General features: G+C 66.9%; 13 protein-coding genes, 1 pseudogene and 1 riboswitch. Of the genes and pseudogenes, 8 read left to right on the forward strand and 6 right to left on the reverse strand.

Going from position 1 to position 16351, the window contains the following annotated elements:
- Positions 1-3088 (reverse strand): annotated as a pseudogene (gene cdrA / locus HMPREF3014_RS27110) (two-partner secretion system adhesin CdrA); the annotation flags it as partial.
- A 320-nt stretch (positions 3089-3408) separates the two neighbouring features.
- Between cdrA and HMPREF3014_RS27115 the strand changes: the two are divergent.
- The 5 genes from HMPREF3014_RS27115 to HMPREF3014_RS27135 all read left to right on the forward strand — a co-directional run bounded on the left by HMPREF3014_RS27115 (position 3409) and on the right by HMPREF3014_RS27135 (position 8537).
- Positions 3409-4380, forward strand: a complete 972-nt coding sequence (locus HMPREF3014_RS27115) for a 2-hydroxyacid dehydrogenase (RefSeq protein ID WP_003146034.1) — start codon at positions 3409-3411, stop codon at positions 4378-4380.
- 109 nt (positions 4381-4489) lie between these two features.
- Positions 4490-5488: a class I SAM-dependent methyltransferase gene (locus HMPREF3014_RS27120; RefSeq protein WP_003117439.1), complete on the forward strand. Its 999-nt coding sequence runs from the start codon at positions 4490-4492 to the stop codon at positions 5486-5488.
- A gap of 94 nt (positions 5489-5582) precedes the next feature.
- Positions 5583-7046, forward strand: a complete 1464-nt coding sequence (locus tag HMPREF3014_RS27125; protein WP_023087815.1) for an amino acid permease — start codon at positions 5583-5585, stop codon at positions 7044-7046.
- Positions 7047-7184: 138 nt separating this feature from the next.
- Positions 7185-7308: riboswitch (yybP-ykoY riboswitch) on the forward strand.
- 90 nt (positions 7309-7398) lie between these two features.
- Positions 7399-7977, forward strand: coding sequence for a TMEM165/GDT1 family protein (locus tag HMPREF3014_RS27130; protein ID WP_003094926.1), 579 nt, complete (start codon positions 7399-7401; stop codon positions 7975-7977).
- A 116-nt stretch (positions 7978-8093) separates the two neighbouring features.
- Positions 8094-8537 carry a nuclear transport factor 2 family protein gene (locus tag HMPREF3014_RS27135; RefSeq protein WP_003099368.1) on the forward strand — a complete coding sequence of 148 codons (444 nt, stop codon included), beginning with the start codon at positions 8094-8096 and terminating at the stop codon, positions 8535-8537.
- Between the two features lie 9 nt (positions 8538-8546).
- Here HMPREF3014_RS27135 and HMPREF3014_RS27140 read toward each other — a convergent pair whose 3' ends face one another.
- The gene (locus HMPREF3014_RS27140; RefSeq protein WP_003121034.1) at positions 8547-9572 is read right to left on the reverse strand and encodes an NAD-dependent epimerase/dehydratase family protein; all 1026 of its coding nucleotides are present in this window, start codon (positions 9570-9572) and stop codon (positions 8547-8549) included.
- A gap of 143 nt (positions 9573-9715) precedes the next feature.
- Positions 9716-10537, reverse strand: coding sequence for a M48 family metallopeptidase (locus HMPREF3014_RS27145; RefSeq protein WP_003099360.1), 822 nt, complete (start codon positions 10535-10537; stop codon positions 9716-9718).
- 162 nt (positions 10538-10699) lie between these two features.
- Between HMPREF3014_RS27145 and HMPREF3014_RS27150 the strand changes: the two genes are divergently transcribed.
- Entirely contained in the window at positions 10700-12838 is a 2139-nt protein-coding gene (locus tag HMPREF3014_RS27150; protein ID WP_003099358.1) for a methyl-accepting chemotaxis protein, read from the forward strand.
- 2 nt (positions 12839-12840) lie between these two features.
- Here HMPREF3014_RS27150 and HMPREF3014_RS27155 read toward each other — a convergent pair whose 3' ends face one another.
- Positions 12841-13455, reverse strand: a complete 615-nt coding sequence (locus tag HMPREF3014_RS27155; protein ID WP_009875816.1) for an SOS response-associated peptidase — start codon at positions 13453-13455, stop codon at positions 12841-12843.
- A gap of 424 nt (positions 13456-13879) precedes the next feature.
- Here HMPREF3014_RS27155 and HMPREF3014_RS27160 point away from each other — a divergent pair, with 424 nt between their 5' ends.
- Positions 13880-14584 carry an MgtC/SapB family protein gene (locus tag HMPREF3014_RS27160; RefSeq protein WP_003457052.1) on the forward strand — a complete coding sequence of 235 codons (705 nt, stop codon included), beginning with the start codon at positions 13880-13882 and terminating at the stop codon, positions 14582-14584.
- A gap of 12 nt (positions 14585-14596) precedes the next feature.
- On the opposite strand, the gene HMPREF3014_RS27165 is transcribed toward HMPREF3014_RS27160, so the two are convergent.
- Together HMPREF3014_RS27165 and HMPREF3014_RS27170 are read right to left on the reverse strand one after the other, a co-directional pair.
- Entirely contained in the window at positions 14597-14860 is a 264-nt protein-coding gene (locus HMPREF3014_RS27165; protein WP_009875815.1) for a putative signal transducing protein, read from the reverse strand.
- A complete protein-coding gene (locus HMPREF3014_RS27170) occupies positions 14860-15042 on the reverse strand; it encodes a CPXCG motif-containing cysteine-rich protein (protein ID WP_003094945.1) in 183 nt (60 codons plus the stop codon). The genes HMPREF3014_RS27165 and HMPREF3014_RS27170 overlap by 1 nt, the downstream gene beginning before the upstream one ends.
- A gap of 97 nt (positions 15043-15139) precedes the next feature.
- On the opposite strand from HMPREF3014_RS27170, the gene HMPREF3014_RS27175 reads away from it, so the two are divergent.
- A complete protein-coding gene (locus HMPREF3014_RS27175; RefSeq protein ID WP_003099351.1) occupies positions 15140-16300 on the forward strand; it encodes a 1-acyl-sn-glycerol-3-phosphate acyltransferase in 1161 nt (386 codons plus the stop codon).
- The last annotated feature ends 51 nt before the right edge of the window (positions 16301-16351 follow it).

Raw genomic sequence — 16351 nt, forward strand, 5'->3', positions numbered from 1 at the left:
CGCCGTTGAGCACGGCACCGGCGGTATCGCCGCGCTTGAGACCGGAGACCTGGTAGGTCAGCGCCGGATCCAGGTCGCCGTAGACCTTGGTCTTGGCATCGGCGATCACGTTCAGTTGTGCCGGGGTGATGCGCAGGTCGTTGCCGACGTAGCTGAGGGTGTAATTGGCCGTGTTGAGGCCCAGCCCGCCCTGGAGTATCCCGTAGTTGCCGACGTTCTCCCCGGCCACCCGGCCGAGGTTGCCGCTCAGCACGCCAGCGGCGGTATCGCTGTTCTTCAGGCCACTGACCTGGTAGGTAAGGGTCGGATCGGCGTCGCCATAGACCTTGGTCTTGGCGTCGGCGCTGACGATCAATTGCGCCGGCGTGACGGTCAGCTTGCCGTCCTGGCGCACCAGTTGGTAACGCTGGCTGAAATACTCGCTGCCATTGGCGTTACCGGTGATCGCGTACTGCCCGACGTTCGACGCCTGGGTCGCCGTGGTGCTGGCGGTCGCCTGGTAGAGGTCGTTGAACTGGCTGTTGACGTAGGCGTCGATGGCGTTGATGCCGGACATCGTGGCCGTCAGAGTCGGATTCACATCACCGTAGACGCGGGTAGCGTCATTGGCGGTCAGGGTGGCGGTCTGCTGGCGGGAAAGGATGTCGCCGGCAGTGGTGGTGGTCTTGAACATCTCCACCTGGGCGCGCTCGGCGAAGCTGTTGAACGCTCCCTCGCGCATGAACAGGTCCAGGCGGGTATCGACGCGGCTGGTCTTGCCGCCGAGGCCGAAGATCAGTTCCTCGGTCAGGCCGGTGCCGACGTCGTACTGCAGCTCGTCGGTCACGCCGATCACGCCGCCGAAGCCCTTGACGCCCCAACTGGTGCCCCAGTTTCCGGTCCAGGTGGTGACGCTGCCGTTGCCGGCGGCGACGGTGAACCCGCTGGGCGCACCGCCGTTCGGGGTGGCGGTGACGTTGCTGCCGTTGACCTGGTAGCGCAGGTTGGTCACCAGATAGTCCGACGAGTCGTTGGTCGGGAAGCTGGCGGAACCGCTGACCCGCCGATAGGGCAGCGCGGTGAACACCAGGCGGTCGAACTCGCTGTTGCCGTCGGCGGTCAGCGTGTAGTTGCCGGTGGTGCCGACGCTGTTGGCCTCGAGAATCCGCGTACCGACGCTGGAGACGATGTTCTGCGCGGTGCCGGTCATGCTCTGGTTGATGAACGGATCGAACACCGTGCCGCTCGTGGTCACACCGGTGGCGTTGCTCTGCCGGTACTTGAGCGTACCGTTGAAGGTCTGCAGCGCCAGGTTGCCGGCGTAGTTGTCCCAGGAAGCCAGGTCGATGCTACCGGCGCGGCCGGCGAGGTTGGCGGCGATCAATGCGGTACCGGCCTGCTGGCTGATCTTGCCGGCGGTGCTGGTCTGCATCCACAGGGTGCCGCTGCCCAGGTCGACGATGCCGCTGGTCTGCGGCGTGCCGCCGCTGAGGAAGCTGATGTTGCCGCCGGCGCGGATTGCCAGGCTGCCGTTGCGGAACAGGATCGGCGCAGAGATATCCACCGCACCGGCAGGTCCGGTGGCGATCAGCTCCAGGCCGCGACTGGCGCCGCCCAGGTTGCTGGTGATCAGCGGCGCTTCCACCGACAGCCGGTCGCTGGCGCTGAGGGTCACCTTGCCGCCTGCCAGCGCCCCGGTAACCACCGAGGCATTCACCGTCGCGTCGCCGCTGGCGCCGTTGGCGCCCCCCACCGAACCTGAGGTGCCGCCGGATGCGACGATGCGCAGGGTGGTCGGGTCGAGCAGCCAGGTGCCACCGTTGCCGTAGGGTGCGGCGACGCTGACGTAGGCGCTGTCGGCGATGCTCAGGTTGACCTTGCCGGAGGTCTCCACCAGGCCGCCGTTGCCGCCCTGGGCGCCGCCGCGCGCGAGGATCCGCCCGTCCATGCGGGTATTGCCGTCGGACCAGACCACCGCCAGGCCGCCATTGCCCTTGCCGGTAGCCGAGACGTCGATGCTGGCGCCCTTGGCCAGCGTAGCGTTCTTCGCTCGTGGCAGCTCGCCGCGGCCCTGGAAGTCGCCGCCGATGCGCACGCTGCCGCCCTGTGCGGCGCCGCGGGCGTCGATGCTGGCGGTGCTCGCCAGGGCCACCTGCTGCCCGCTGACCAGCACGTCGCCGCCGCTCTTCGGACCGCTGACGTCGATCTTGCCGGCGACCTGGATGTCCCCGGACTTGCTTACCAGCGCCACGCTGCCCTCGCGCACCTCGGTACCGCGGGCGAGGATCACGCCGGACAGGTTGACCGCGTTGTCGACCACCCGGGAAGCCTGCTCGGCGGTGATCAGCACGCTACCGCCGTCGGCCTGGATCGCGCCGCCGTTGCTGACCAGCGCCTGGGCATCCTGCGGCTTGCGGGTAACCGGGTCGGTCACGGCGATGGACACCAGGCCATCGCCGTAGAGGTCGATGGTCGCGGCGTTGCCGGCGGCCATCGCCACGGTGCCGAGACGGGCGTTGATCACGCCGTTGTTGGCCACGGACGGCGCGACGAAGGCCGCCAGGCCTTTCTCCGCGACGCTGATGCTGCCGTCGTTGACGATCCGCGCGTCGGGGTTTCCGGGCTGGTCGAAGATCAGCTTGCCCTGGCGGAAGTGTTCGTCGCTGATGTTCGCCGTGGTGGTGATCAGGGAGCCCACGTCGACCTTGGCCGAGCCGCTGAATACCACGCCGTTGGAGTTGTAGATGATCACCTGGCCGGGCGCGGAGATGCGCCCGGCGATCACACTTTCCTGGCCTGCGGTGACCCGGTTCAGGGTCGACGAGGTCACGCCGGGCTGGTTGAAGCGCACCGCCTCGTCGGCGGAGACGTCGAAGCCCTTCCAGTTGATGATCGCGCGCTGGGTGCTCTGGTCGATCAGCGTGGTCTTGCCCTGCTGGCTGATCTTGATCTCGTTGGGGTTGAACTGGGCACCGGTAGGTGCCGCCATGGCCGCGTTGATGCTGGCGATGGCGAACATGAGGGTGCTGCTGGCGGCAAGGACGAAACGCCCTTCCCTACCAGCTTTCGAAGAGGTGCGCTTGCCGCGCTGGCTATCCGGACGGACCATGAAAATCTCCCTATCTGCGTGGCGCACGTCAGTTTTCCAGCACTGCATTTCGTCAGTTAAATGACGAAAATCTGAGAAGCAATTCACATTGCGCCTTGTGTGCCAAAAAAATGCCTTTCAGATCAAAAATTGTCCACTTGAAAGGGCGACCGTTCGTCGGAGTGACTCAAAAATGACACTACAGAGGTTAAATATGTAATACCGTCAAAAAACCAACAATACTTTCTGGATAATCACTGTCAAGAAAACCGGAAGACCTCCCTGGCACGCGGGTTTGCTAGGCTAGGCAGCCCCCGTCCGCTGCCGCCAAGGAACCGTCCATGAGCCATGCCCTGCGCGCCGTTTTCCTCGACCATGCCTCCCTCGACCTCGGCGATCTGGACATGCGCCCCCTGCACGCCGCCTTCGACGAGCTGCAACTGCATGCCGCCAGCCAACCGCAGGAAGTCGCCGCGCGGCTGCACGGTGCGCGGGTCGCGATCAGCAACAAGGCGCCGATCGACGCGCAATGCATCGCCGCCTGCCCAGAGCTGGAACTGATCCTGGTCAGCGCTACCGGCACCAACAACATCGATCTCGCTGCCGCTCGCGAGCGCGGTATCGTCGTCGCCAACTGCCATGGCTACGGCACGCCCTCGGTAGCCCAGCACACCCTCGCGCTGCTGCTGGCCCTGGCTACGCGCCTGCCGGACTACCAGCAGGCGGTACGCGGCGGCCGCTGGCAGCAATCCAGCCAGTTCTGCCTGCTGGACTTCCCCATCGTCGAACTGGAAGGCAAGACCCTCGGCCTGCTCGGCCATGGCGAACTGGGCGGGGCGGTGGCGAGGCTGGCGGAGGCGTTCGGCATGCGTGTGCTGCTCGGTCAGTTGCCAGGACGGCCCGCCCGGGCGGACCGCCTGCCGCTTGGCGAACTCCTGCCACGGGTCGACGCCCTGACCCTGCACTGCCCGCTGACCGAGGACACCCGCGGGATGCTCGGCGCCGCCGAACTGGCGCTGATGAAGCCTGGCGCCTTCCTGGTCAATACCGCCCGTGGCGGCCTGGTCGACGAACAGGCGCTAGCCGACGCCCTGCGCGGCGGCCACCTGGGCGGCGCCGCCACCGACGTGCTCAGCGTCGAGCCGCCGAGAAACGGCAATCCGCTGCTGGCCCCCGACATCCCGCGCCTGATCGTCACCCCCCATAACGCCTGGGGCAGTCGCGAGGCGCGGCAGCGCATCGTCGGCCAACTGGCGGAAAACGCAGAGGCATGGAAGGCCGGGCGCGCCCTGCGGGTAGTCAACGCCGGCTGATACGGCGCTGCGGGCACCGCGCACGGATGAACGGCGATCCTCGCCGACAATCCATGCGGGTATGCCAGGCCCAAGCCTGTTAAGATTTCCCATTTTTTCCGGAGCCCGCATGGACCCTCGCAGTGAAGTGCTGCTGCGCCAGCGCCACCTCTTCGCGACCCCGCTGCTGCTGGCCGGCCTGCCCGCCGACGACCTGCTCGCCGAGCTACCGCAGGCCCAGGGCTGGAGCTGGCACGCCGGCGAGCAGGCGCAGTTGGACGCCCGCTTCCCCGACCGTAGCCGTTTCGACACGCGCGCGCCGACCGGCGCCTGGACTTCGGCCGTTCTGTTCCTGCCCAAGTCCCGCGAACTGACCGACTACCTGCTGGCCAGCCTGGCCGCCCGCCTGCCCGGCGGCGAACTCTTCCTGGTCGGCGAAAAGCGCGGCGGGATCGAGCGCGCGAGCAAGCAGTTGGCCGCCTACGGCAAGCCCCGCAAACTGGATAGCGCGCGGCATTGCCAGCTCTGGCAGGTGCGTATCGAACAGGCGCCGGCCGAGCCCGACCTGCACGCCCTGGCCCAGCGCTACAGCCTGCCGCTGGCCGATGGCGAGCTGCAGGTGGTGAGCCTGCCGGGGGTGTTCAGCCATGGCCGCCTGGATCGCGGCAGCGCGCTGCTGCTGGGGCAACTGCAAGCCCTGCCCGGCGGCCATCTGCTGGACTTCGGCTGCGGTGCCGGGGTACTCGGGGCGGTCCTCAAGCGTCGCTACCCCGCCAGTCGCCTGAGCCTGCTCGACGTCGACGCCTTCGCTGTCGAGAGCAGCCGACTGACCCTCGCCGCCAACGGCCTGGACGGCGAAGTGATCGCCGCCGACGGCATCGACGGCGCGCCGCGCGAACTCGCCGCGATCGTCAGCAACCCGCCCTTCCACCAGGGCGTGCACACCGACTACCAGGCCTCCGAGCGCCTGCTGCAACGCGCCGCCGAGCACCTGGCGCCGGGCGGCGAACTGCGCCTGGTCGCCAACAGCTTCCTGAAGTACCCGCCGTTGATCGAACGCCACCTCGGCCCCTGCCGGACACTCGCCGAAGGCGACGGTTTCCGCATCTACTCCGCCCGTCGCTCCTGATTTCTGCCTGGAACCCTGTGAATGAAGCTTTTCCTCTCCCTGCCCGCACGCCCGCAGCCAGACCCTTCCGTGGCCACCCGCCGGGAGGCCGCCGATGACTGACCTGAACGCCAGCCAGGGCCAGCAATTGCGGCGGGTGCTCAAGCCGCGCCACCTGAACATGATCGCCATCGGCGGCTCCATCGGCACCGGGCTGTTCGTCGCCTCCGGGGCCACAGTGGCCACCGCCGGGCCCGGCGGTGCGCTGCTTTCCTACGCACTGATCGGGCTGATGGTGTACTTCCTCATGACCAGTCTCGGCGAGATGGCCGCCTACATGCCCGTTTCCGGCTCGTTCTGCACCTATGGCAGCCGGTTCGTCGAAGATGGCTTCGGTTTCGCCCTCGGCTGGAACTACTGGTACAACTGGGCGGTGACCATCGCCGCGGAACTGGTGGCGGCGCAACTGGTGATGAGTTTCTGGTTCCCCGAGGTGCCGGGCATCTACTGGAGCGCGATCTTCCTGGGCATCATGTTCGGCCTCAACGTGATTTCCGCGCGCGGCTTCGGCGAGAGCGAATTCTGGTTCGCCCTGATCAAGGTAGTCACGGTGGTGATCTTCATCGGCGTCGGCCTGGCGACCATCTTCGGCATCATGCATGGCGTGGAGTCGCCCGGCTTCAGCAACTTCACCATGGGCGACGCGCCCTTCGTCGGCGGCTTCCAGGCGATGGTCGGGGTGGCGATGATCGCCGGCTTCTCGTTCCAGGGCACCGAACTGATCGGCATCGCCGCCGGTGAATCGGAAAATCCGCGGAAGAACATCCCGATCGCCATTCGCCAGGTGTTCTGGCGCATCCTGATGTTCTACATCCTGGCGATCTTCGTGATCGGCATGCTGATTCCCTACACCGACCCGAACCTGCTGAAGAACGATGCCAGCGACATCAGCGTGTCGCCCTTCACCCTGCTCTTCGAGCGCGCCGGCTTCGCCGCGGCGGCCGGGGTGATGAACGCAGTGATCCTCTCGGCGATCCTCTCCGCCGGCAACTCCGGCATGTACGCCTCGACCCGGATGCTCTACAACCTCGCCCTCGAGGGCAAGGCACCGCGCCTGTTCTCCCGCGTCTCGCGCAGCGGCGTGCCACGCAACGCGCTGTACGCCACTACCCTGGTCGGCGCCCTGTGCTTCCTCACTTCGGCCTTCGGCGACAGCACCGTCTACACATGGCTGCTGAACACCTCGGGCATGTGCGGCTTCATCGCCTGGCTGGGCATCGCCATCTCCCACTATCGCTTCCGCAAGGGTTACCTGGCCCAGGGCGGCCGCCTGGAAGACCTGCCCTACCGGGCCAAGCTGTTCCCCTTCGGGCCGCTGTTCGCCTTCGCCCTGTGCATGGTCATCACCCTCGGGCAGAACTACCAGGCGCTGGTGGGCGAACGCATCGACTGGATCGGCCTCCTCGCCACCTATATCAGCCTGCCGCTGTTCCTGGCGATCTGGCTGGGATACCGCTGGAAGAAGCGCGCACGCTTCGTTCGCTACCAAGAAATGGACGTCAGCCCGACCAATACCTGACTCACCCTGCCGCCCAGCGATTCCTCGCGGATCGCTGCGGATGCCGGCACGTTTCCTTGCGATCAGGCTCCCTCGCCGCCCTCCCGGACGAAAGTTTCCGTCCCGGGCTTGCCCAAGCCGCCCGGCTTGGGCAGAATGCGCCCCGTCCTAGGGGAGTAGTCTCCCGCGAGCGCCGCACCGGCCTCGCCCGGCACGCGTCAACACACTTGGTCCGCAGACCATGGCGCGCGCGACCCAAGCCTGCCCAGACAGGCCAAGGGTTTGACAAGACCTATGACACGCACGATCTGACCCGGGGCGGGCAGATGGCGCGTGTCATGGTGATTGGTCGACCCGCCCCTTAGGAAGCCTGATGGAATCGCTGTTCGTCCCTACCCTCATCGTTGCCCTCGCGGAAATCGGCGACAAGACCCAGTTGCTGGCACTCCTGCTCGCGGCGCGTTTCCGCAAGCCGTGGCCGATCATCGCCGGCATCGTCGCCGCCACCCTGGCCAACCATTTCGCTGCCGGCGCGGTGGGCGCCTGGGTCGCCAGCTTCTTCTCGGAAGCCACCCTCAGTTGGATCCTCGCCGCCTCCTTCATCGCCGTCGCCCTGTGGACGCTGGTACCGGACAAGCTCGACGACGAAGAGTCCGGACTGAAGAAATACGGCCCCTTCCTCACCACCCTGATCGCGTTCTTCCTCGCCGAGATGGGCGACAAGACCCAGGTCGCCACGGTCATGCTGGCCGCCCAGTATCCGCATTTCTGGCTGGTGGTGATCGGCACCACCCTGGGCATGCTGATCGCCAACGTACCGGTGGTACTGATCGGCAACCTGGCCGCCGACAAGCTGCCGCTGACCCTGATCCGCCGCCTGGCCGCGGCCGCCTTCGCCGCACTTGGCCTGTACGCCGCCTGGCACGCCGCGCAATTGACCGGCTGGCTCTGAAGGACTGCGCCGCCGGGCCCGGGATGGCTGGGCGGCCAATGCAAAATGCATAGGAACGGCTACAGTTCAGGCAGGCACCGGATGCCTGCCCCACCACTCGCCCTCGAGAGCCGGAGATGCCCTCACACGACCTGAAACGACTCGCCCGCCATCACATCGAGCTGTCCTGGAACAAGGGCCGCATGGCGTTGGTGGAGCAGTTGCACAGCAAGGATTTCCTCTACAAAAGCTCGTTCATCGGCCGTCCCCTGGATACCGCCGGCTATATCCGCCTGCTGCAGGACATCCGCACGGCGATGCCGGACCTGGAGGTCGTGGTCGAAGACTGCATCGGCGAGGAACGCAAGGTGTTCACCTGGAGCACGCTGATCGGCACCATCGTCCGGCCGACCCTGGGCTATCCGGCCAGCGACAAGGTGCTGAGCATTTCCGCGATGGGCTTCTGGGTGTTCAACCCGCAGGGCCAGTTGCAGGAGCTGTGCACCATGTTCGACATGGAGAGCTTTCGCGCCCAGCTGGGACTGCAGACCCGACCCTTCGCGGAAAAAGCGCTGCCCTAGCCAACCGTCCTAGGCATTGAAATAGCCGTTGTCGCGGAACCAGTCGATGGCGCGCAGCAGGGTGTCGTCGAGGGCGGTGGTGGAGAAGAAGCCGAGTTCCTCGCGGGCCTTGCGTCCATCGAGGAACTGCCCGCCAGCCATCACCTCGATGGCGGTTTCGTCGAGCAGCGGCAACTGGCCGCTGACCCGGTAGCGCAAGCGGCCCAGGGTGGCCAGCGCGCGAGCCATGGCCATCGACATCGGCTGCGGCGCAGGCTGGCCGAGCAGCTCGGCGATGCGCCGGGTCAGGTCGGCCATTTCCAGGTTGTGCCCGGTCAGCAGGTAGCGCTCGCCGATACGCCCGCGCTCAAGGGCCATCAGCAGTCCGCGCCCGGCTTCGGCGGCATCGATGACGTTACGCTGGCCGGCGACGTAGTGGGTCATCTCGCCATTGCCGATGGCGGTGATCACGCGCCCGGTAGTCGGGCCGATGTCCAGTTCGCCGAGTACCATGCCGGGAATCCCGATCACCACCGGCAGGCCGTTGCGCGCCTGCTCCCGGGCCTGCTCGTCGAGCGCCCATTTGCACAGCACGTAGGAACTCTTGCCGCTCGGCAGGCTGTCGTAGAACAACCCCTCGTGGCCCGGTAGTCCCTGGGGATGGCGGGGCATGGCATATGCCGAACCGACATAGAGGATGCGCGGCACCCTGGCCTGCAGGCAGGCGGCATAGAACGGGTTGGTCTGGCCCAGCGCGCTGGCCACTTCCTCCTGCCAGCGGCGCGGCCGCGAAGGATAGTAGCCGGCGCTAAAGATCACCCCGTCGAGGCCGCGCAGGGCGCGTTCCAGGCCGGCGTGGTCGAGCATCTCGGCGACCCGGCACTCGGGCTCCAGATAGGCGAGACGCTGGATCTGCGAAGAAGGACGGTGGATCAGCACCAGATCGTGACCGGCGGCCCTGATGGCGCGCGCGGCGTGATGTCCCAGCAGGCCGGTGGCTCCGAGTACGGCGTATTTCACATGAGCTCCAGGGCGTGAGAGTGGCTGTTCGTCCACGGGTCCCGCAAGCGGGTCGGCCAGCAGTCTAGGCCGAACACCGGCGAGATACCAAACAGCAGGTTACGGAAATACACAACAGGCGTTTCCGATGGTAAGCCTGTCGGCGCGCCGGCCGCCCCCCGCGACCGCGCGCCCTGGCCTCACTTGCCGCGCCTGGCCTGCTGGTACAGCGGCATCACCTTGGGAATCGCGGCCTGGAGATTGGCCATCCGCGAACTGTCGGAGGGGTGGGTGCTGGTGAACTCGGGCTGGCTGGCGCCGCCGCTGGCCCTGCCCATCTTCTGCCAGAGGGTGATCGCCGCTTCCGGGTTGTAGCCGGCGCGGGCGGCCAGCTCGAGACCGATCAGGTCGGCTTCGTTCTCGTTGGCACGACTGTTGGGCAGGGTCATCAGGTAGTCGACGCCGGTATTGGCCAGCTGCAGGCTTTCCTGGCCGAGGCCGGCCAGGGCGCCGATCTGGCTGGCCACCTGCACGCCGTAGGCCTTGGACATGGCCTCGCGCCCATGCTCGCGCAGGGCGTGGGCGATCTCGTGGCCCATCACCGCGGCTATCTCGTCGTCGGTGAGCTTCAGCTTGTCGATCAGCCCGGTGTAGAAAATGATCTTGCCGCCGGGACCGCAGTTGGCGTTGAGCTCGTCGCTCTTCACCACATTGACTTCCCAGTTCCAGCCGGTGGCGTCCGGGCGGAAGGCGGCGGTCTGCGGGATCAGCCGCTGGGCGATCGCCTTGACTCGCCGCGCGTCGGCGCTGCTGGTATCGAGCACGCCGGCGCTTTTCGCCTCGCCGAGAGTCTTCTGGTACGACTGGGCGTACATCTGGTCGACTTCCTGGCTGGACAACATGCTGAACATATATTGCTTGCGGTCGACGCCGACGGCGCCGCCACTGGTGGTGTTCACTGCCTGGCAACCGGCGAGCAGCAGCGCGCCGGCGAGGGTGGCGAATCGGAAGGGATGAGCCATGGTCCTTTGTTCTCCTCTGAAGGCCGAGCGCATGGTAGGCCGCGCCTCGAACGCCGGCAACAGCCGTTGGCGAGGAAATCTCCGACGGCCGATTAAGGATTTGCCGTCCTCCTGCCGATAAGCTCCTCAGAGACAATTCCAACAAGGGTCAGAAGTCCCATCATGAAGCTCAAGTCGATCCAGTTTTCTGTCGCCGCCCTCGCCGGCGCCAGCGTTCTAAGCGTCGTCGTGGTGCTGGTGCTGTACGCCCTGTTCGCCGGCGCGCGAACGCAGGAGCTGGTGCAGCAACGCACCCAGGGCCTGCTGGAGAAGGTCATCAACGAGCGCCTGGTGGCCCTGGCCCGCGCCCAGGTCAGCCAGATCCAGCGCGAGCTGGAGTATCCGCTGACGGTGGTCCACGGCCTGGCCAACAGCACCCGCCTGCTCGGCGAGCCGGGCGCCGACGGCATGCCGCAGCTGAACGCCAGCCGCGACGAAATCTCCGCGCTGCTGCGCAGCACCGTGCAGAACAACCCCAAGCTGCTCGACACCTTCATGGCCTGGGAACCCAATGCCTTCGATACCGATGCCGCCTTCGCCGGGCAACCCGGCAAGGGCTACGGCCCGGACGGCCGCTACCTGCCCTGGTGGTATCGCGGCGCCGACGGCAAGCCGATCGTGGAGGCCATGGCCGACAGCATCGATAGCGAAAAGCTGCTGCCCACCGGGGTGCGCGAGAACGAGTTCTATGCCTGTCCGAAAGAGAACAAGCGTCCCTGCATCATCGACCCGGCCCCTTACGAAATGGGCGGCAAGACCGTGATGATGTCGTCCTTCAACGTGCCGATCATGGTCGGTGACCAGTTCCGCGGCGCAGTCGGTGCCGACCTCTCGCTGGCCTTCATCCAGGACCTGCTCAAGCGCGCCGACCAGCAGCTCTACGATGGCGCCGGGGAAATGGCGCTGATCGCCAGCAACGGCCGCCTGGTGGCCTACACCCGCGACGACAGCAAGCTCGGCGAGCCCGCCGGCAGCGTCCTCGACGGCAACGAAGTGGACAACCTGAAGAACCTCACGGTCGACCAGCCGCTCTACGACATCGACGCCGAGCACGGCCACATCGAGCTGTTCCTGCCTTTCACCATCGCCGACAGCGGCGTGCGCTGGACCCTCATGCTGCAGATTCCCCAGGCGGCGGTATTCGGCGAACTGCAGCAACTCCAGGGCGAGCTGAGCGACCAGCGCCAGCAGGATATCCTCGGCATGAGCCTGGCCGGCCTGGTGGTAGCGGCCCTCGGCCTGCTGGTGGTCTGGCTGGTCGGCTACGGCATCGCCCGGCCGCTGCGCCAATTGGTCGGCATGCTCGACGACATCGCCCAGGGCGAAGGCGACCTCACCCGCCGCCTGAGCAGCGAGCGCGCCGACGAGCTGGGCTCCATCGCCAAGGGCTTCAATACCTTCCTTGGCAAACTGCAGAACATGATCGGCCAGGTGGTGCAATCGGTGCAGAAGGTCAGCGACTCCTCGGAGCACACCGCCGACATCGCCATCCGCACCAACCAGGGCGTGCAGCAGCAACTGGCGGAGATCGAACTGGTGGCCACCGCGGTCCACGAGATGACCGCCACCGCCCAGGACGTGGCGCGCAACGCCACCCACGCCGCCGAGGCAGCCAACCACGCGGACCAGGCCGCGCACCAGGGCAAGCAGATCGTCGAAAGCAGCTCGGCGGCGATCCAGGCCCTGGCCAGCGAGATTGGCCGCGCGGTCGGAGTGGTGCAGAACCTGGCCAAGGACAGCGAAAACATCAACGCGATCCTGGTGGCGATCCGCGGTATCGCCGAGCAGACCAACCTGCTCGCCCTCAACGCCGCCATCGAGGCCGCCCGCGCCGGCGAGCAGGGTCGCGGTTTCGCGGTGGTGGCCGACGAGGTACGCAACCTGGCGCAGAAGACCCAGCAGGCCACCGAAGAAATCCAGAGCATGATCCAGCAGTTGCAGCAGGGCACCCGCGACGTGGTGAAGGTCATGCAGGACAGCCAGGAGCGCACCGACGACAGCGTGCGCCATGCGCGCCAGGCGGCCGAGGCGCTGGAGTCGATCACCCAGGCGGTATCGGTGATCAACGACATGAACACCCAGATCGCCAGCGCCGCCGAGGAGCAGAGCGCGGTGGCCGAGGACATCAACCGCAACGTCGCCAACATCGGCCAGGTCGCCAACCAGGTGGCCGGCGGCGCCGACGAGGCCTCGCAGGCCAGCGCCGAGCTGACCCGCCTGGCCGAGCAGCAGCGGCGCCTGGTGAATCAGTTCAGGGTCTAGCGTCAGGCCGGGGTCAGGCACTCCGGCCCGTCGGCTTCAGGCTTGTTGACGAAGCCGGCCAGGGCCACGCTGCGCAGGTTCGGCTGGGGCTTGGCGAGCAGGCTTATCAGCGCCGGCAGCGGCGTGTCCGGAGCCAGCCAGGTATCCTGCTCGGCCTCGTCGAGCAGCAGCGGCCGGCGGAACTCGGCGGCCGCCTGGGATACCTGGGCCACGCTGAGCCAGGTTTGCCCATGCACCGGATAGGCCTCCCAGATGCCGGCGAAGAACAACAGGCGCTCGCCGGTGGAGACCCAGTACGGACGCTTACGCACCCCGCGCCATTCATAGAAGCCGTTGGCCGGCAGCAGGCAGCGGCGCTGCTGGAACGCCTCGCGGAACATCGGTTGCTCGGCGAGGGTTTCCGCCCGTGCGTGGCTGGGCGTACGCGACAGGTCGGTGAGCCAGGCCGGGGTCAGCCCCCAGCGCGCCAGGTCGGCGCGGCGCGCACCGGCGTCCTCGCGAACCATCAGCACCTGGTTCGCCGGAGAAATGTTCCACTGCGCCCGCCAATCCGCCGGAAAGCCCGGCAGGGCCGCCAGCGACAGATTCCAGCGGAACAGGGCGTAACGACCACTCATGCTTGGCACTGCCTGGTGAGGGAAAGCCGCACAGTGTAACCCGAAGCGCCACACTGGCCTTGCCGAACGCAAGCTGAATGAAACCCAATCTTAACTTGACGCGCCTATCCTCCAGGCTTAAGGTGCCGCCCGCATTCTGTAACCCGCACAGGAGTCCTGCATTGGACAACAGCCCTAGTCGATTGCGACAGGTCCATCCGGCGAGCTAGTCCAGCAGAACCCTCTGCCACTGCCTCGCCGAACATGGCGGACAGTGGCGATCCGCATCCCGTCCGGGATGACGCATCCCCATTTTCCCTTCGTGTCCCTTCCCTCGCGCCAACGCGCAGCGGGAAGCCGCGGTCCTGCGCAATCCATCGTCCCTTATCCGCGCGGACCGTCGGCCCGCGCCAGCTCCGGCCGTCGGCCGGCAACGAGGTGAAACATGGATTGGAAAGTATTTCTCCTGCGCGTCGCGGTCGCGCTGGCCCTGGGCGCCCTGATCGGCGCCGAACGCCAGCTGCGCCAACGCCTCACCGGCCTGCGCACCAACGCGCTGGTCAGCACTGGCGCCTGCCTGTTCGTGCTGATGACCCAGGGCGTGCCCGGCCTGGCCGGCGACGCTTCACGGATCGCCGCCTATGTAGTCTCCGGGATCGGCTTCCTCGGCGGCGGCGTGATCATGCGCGACGGCCTCAACGTGCGCGGCCTGAACACCGCAGCCACCCTCTGGTGCACCGCCGCCATCGGCGTCCTGTGCAGCATGGGCCTGCTGCTGGAGGCCACGCTCGGCAGCCTGGTGGTGCTCTGCGCCAACATCCTGTTGCGCGACATCGCCCAACGCCTGAACCGCCAGGACGTGTTGCCGGCCAGCGAGGCCGAGCAACGCTACGAAGTGCAGATCGTCTGCCGCGCCGAGGACGAGATCCAGGTTCGCAGCCTGATGCTGCACAGCCTCGGCAGCAGCGACCTGCGCCTGCAATCGCTGCACAGCGAGGATCTGGACAACCCGGCCAAGCTGGAAGTCCGCGCCGAACTGCTCGGCACCCCCGAAGCTCCGGCGCAGCTGGAACGCCTGGTCAGCCGGGTCAGCCTGGAGAAGGGCGTCAGCTCGGTGCGCTGGCAGGTCTTCGAACTGGCGGCCGACTGAGCGGCGGCCGCCTCAACACAACAGGCTGCCGGGGCCGCAGGGCTCCGGCGGCTCCTCGGCCAACGGGGCGGCGGCGTTGTAGGCGAGGATCAGTTCTCGCGCCCGCTCCGTCTGCCCGTCCGCCACCAACAACGCCAGCAGTCCGCCAGGCGGCAGTTCGCCGATGGCGCCGACCAGGTGGCGGCCGCTGACATGGGCGGCGATCCCTTCGCTGGCGAGCATTCCCACCAGCATCTCGGCCTCCAGCAGGTCGGCCGGCTCATATACGCGCTGCATCAGTCATCCTCCCGGCGGACGTTCAGTGACCAGTCCTGCCCATCGGTGCGCAGGTCGAACAGGATCGGCCGGCAGCACACCGGGCAGTCCTCGTAGTACTGCTGGTCGCCGGCGCTCAGGTCGAGCAGCGCCTCGGCCGGTTCCCCGCAGTAAGGGCAGCTATAGGCCTGGCTTTCGAGCATCGCTGCACCCCCTATGAGTTCCGTTTATAATCGCGCGGTTCAATTTTCGGCCACCCCCTTGGGCGGCCTTCGCAGCATCCATATGGAACCAGAAAGCATGATGGGCGAGTTCGAAGCCATCCGACCCTACAGTGACGCCGAAGTCCCCGCGGTATTGCAACGCCTCCTGAGCGACGACGCCTTCCTCGGCGCCCTGGTCCGCTACCGCTTCCCGCGCCTGGCCGGTCCCCTCGGTTGGCTGCTCAAACCTCTTATAGCCCATCGCCTGGCCCGCGAGGTCACCGGCATCCGCAGCGTCGCCACGCTGCAGGACAAGTTCGAGCCCTACGTCGACCACACCATCGAGAAGGCCACCGATGGCGTCACCTACTCCGGGGTCAATCGCCTCAAGCCAGGCTGCGCCTACCTGTTCATCGCCAACCACCGCGATATCGTGATGGACCCGGCCTTCGTCAACTACGCCGTGTACCACGCCGGCCTGCCGACCCCGCGCATCGCCATCGGCGACAACCTGCTGCAGAAATCCTTCGTCAGCGACCTGATGCGCCTGAACAAGAGCTTCATCGTGCACCGTTCGCTGAGCGGCCGGCGCGAGAAGCTCGCCGCCTACCAGACGCTCTCCGCCTACATCAACCACTCGATCCGCGAGGACCGCCAGTCGGTGTGGATCGCCCAGGCCGAAGGGCGGGCCAAGGACGGCGACGACCGTACCGACTCGGCGATCCTCAAGATGTTCCACATGAGCCGCAAGGACGAACCCTTCGCCGAAATGGTGCGCGCCCTGCATTTCATCCCGGTGTCGATCAGCTACGAATACGACCCCTGCGATCTGGCCAAGGCCCGCGAGTTGCACACCCGCGCCAGCACCGGCGAGTACCGCAAGGCGCCGGGCGAGGACGATGCCAGCATCGCCCTGGGCATCACCGGCTACAAGGGCCGCGTGCACATCAACTTCGGCGCCGAGCTGGAGGGCGAGTTCAGCGACGCCAAGCAGCTGGCCGCCGAACTGGACCGGCAGATCCTCGGCAACTACCGTCTGTTCCCGGTGCACTACCTGGCCTACGAGATGAGCGAGAACCGCGACCCGGGCCTCGCCGTCCCCACGGCCGAGAGCCTGTTCGGCAGCGAGGAGCTGGAGAAGGCGCGCAAGGAATGGAACCGCCGCCTGGAGCAATGCCCGGCCGAGCAGCGCCCCTGGCTGGTGCTGCAATACGCCAACCCGGTGCTCAACCAATACCGGATCAAGCAGCAATCCTGAAGACGAAAGCCCGGCGCCGCCGGGCTTCTCCATCGGGCAACGGCTTCGAAC

Origin of the sequence: Pseudomonas sp. HMSC065H01 (assembly GCF_001815235.1) — a bacterium.
Taxonomy (GTDB): Bacteria; Pseudomonadota; Gammaproteobacteria; order Pseudomonadales; family Pseudomonadaceae; genus Pseudomonas; species Pseudomonas aeruginosa.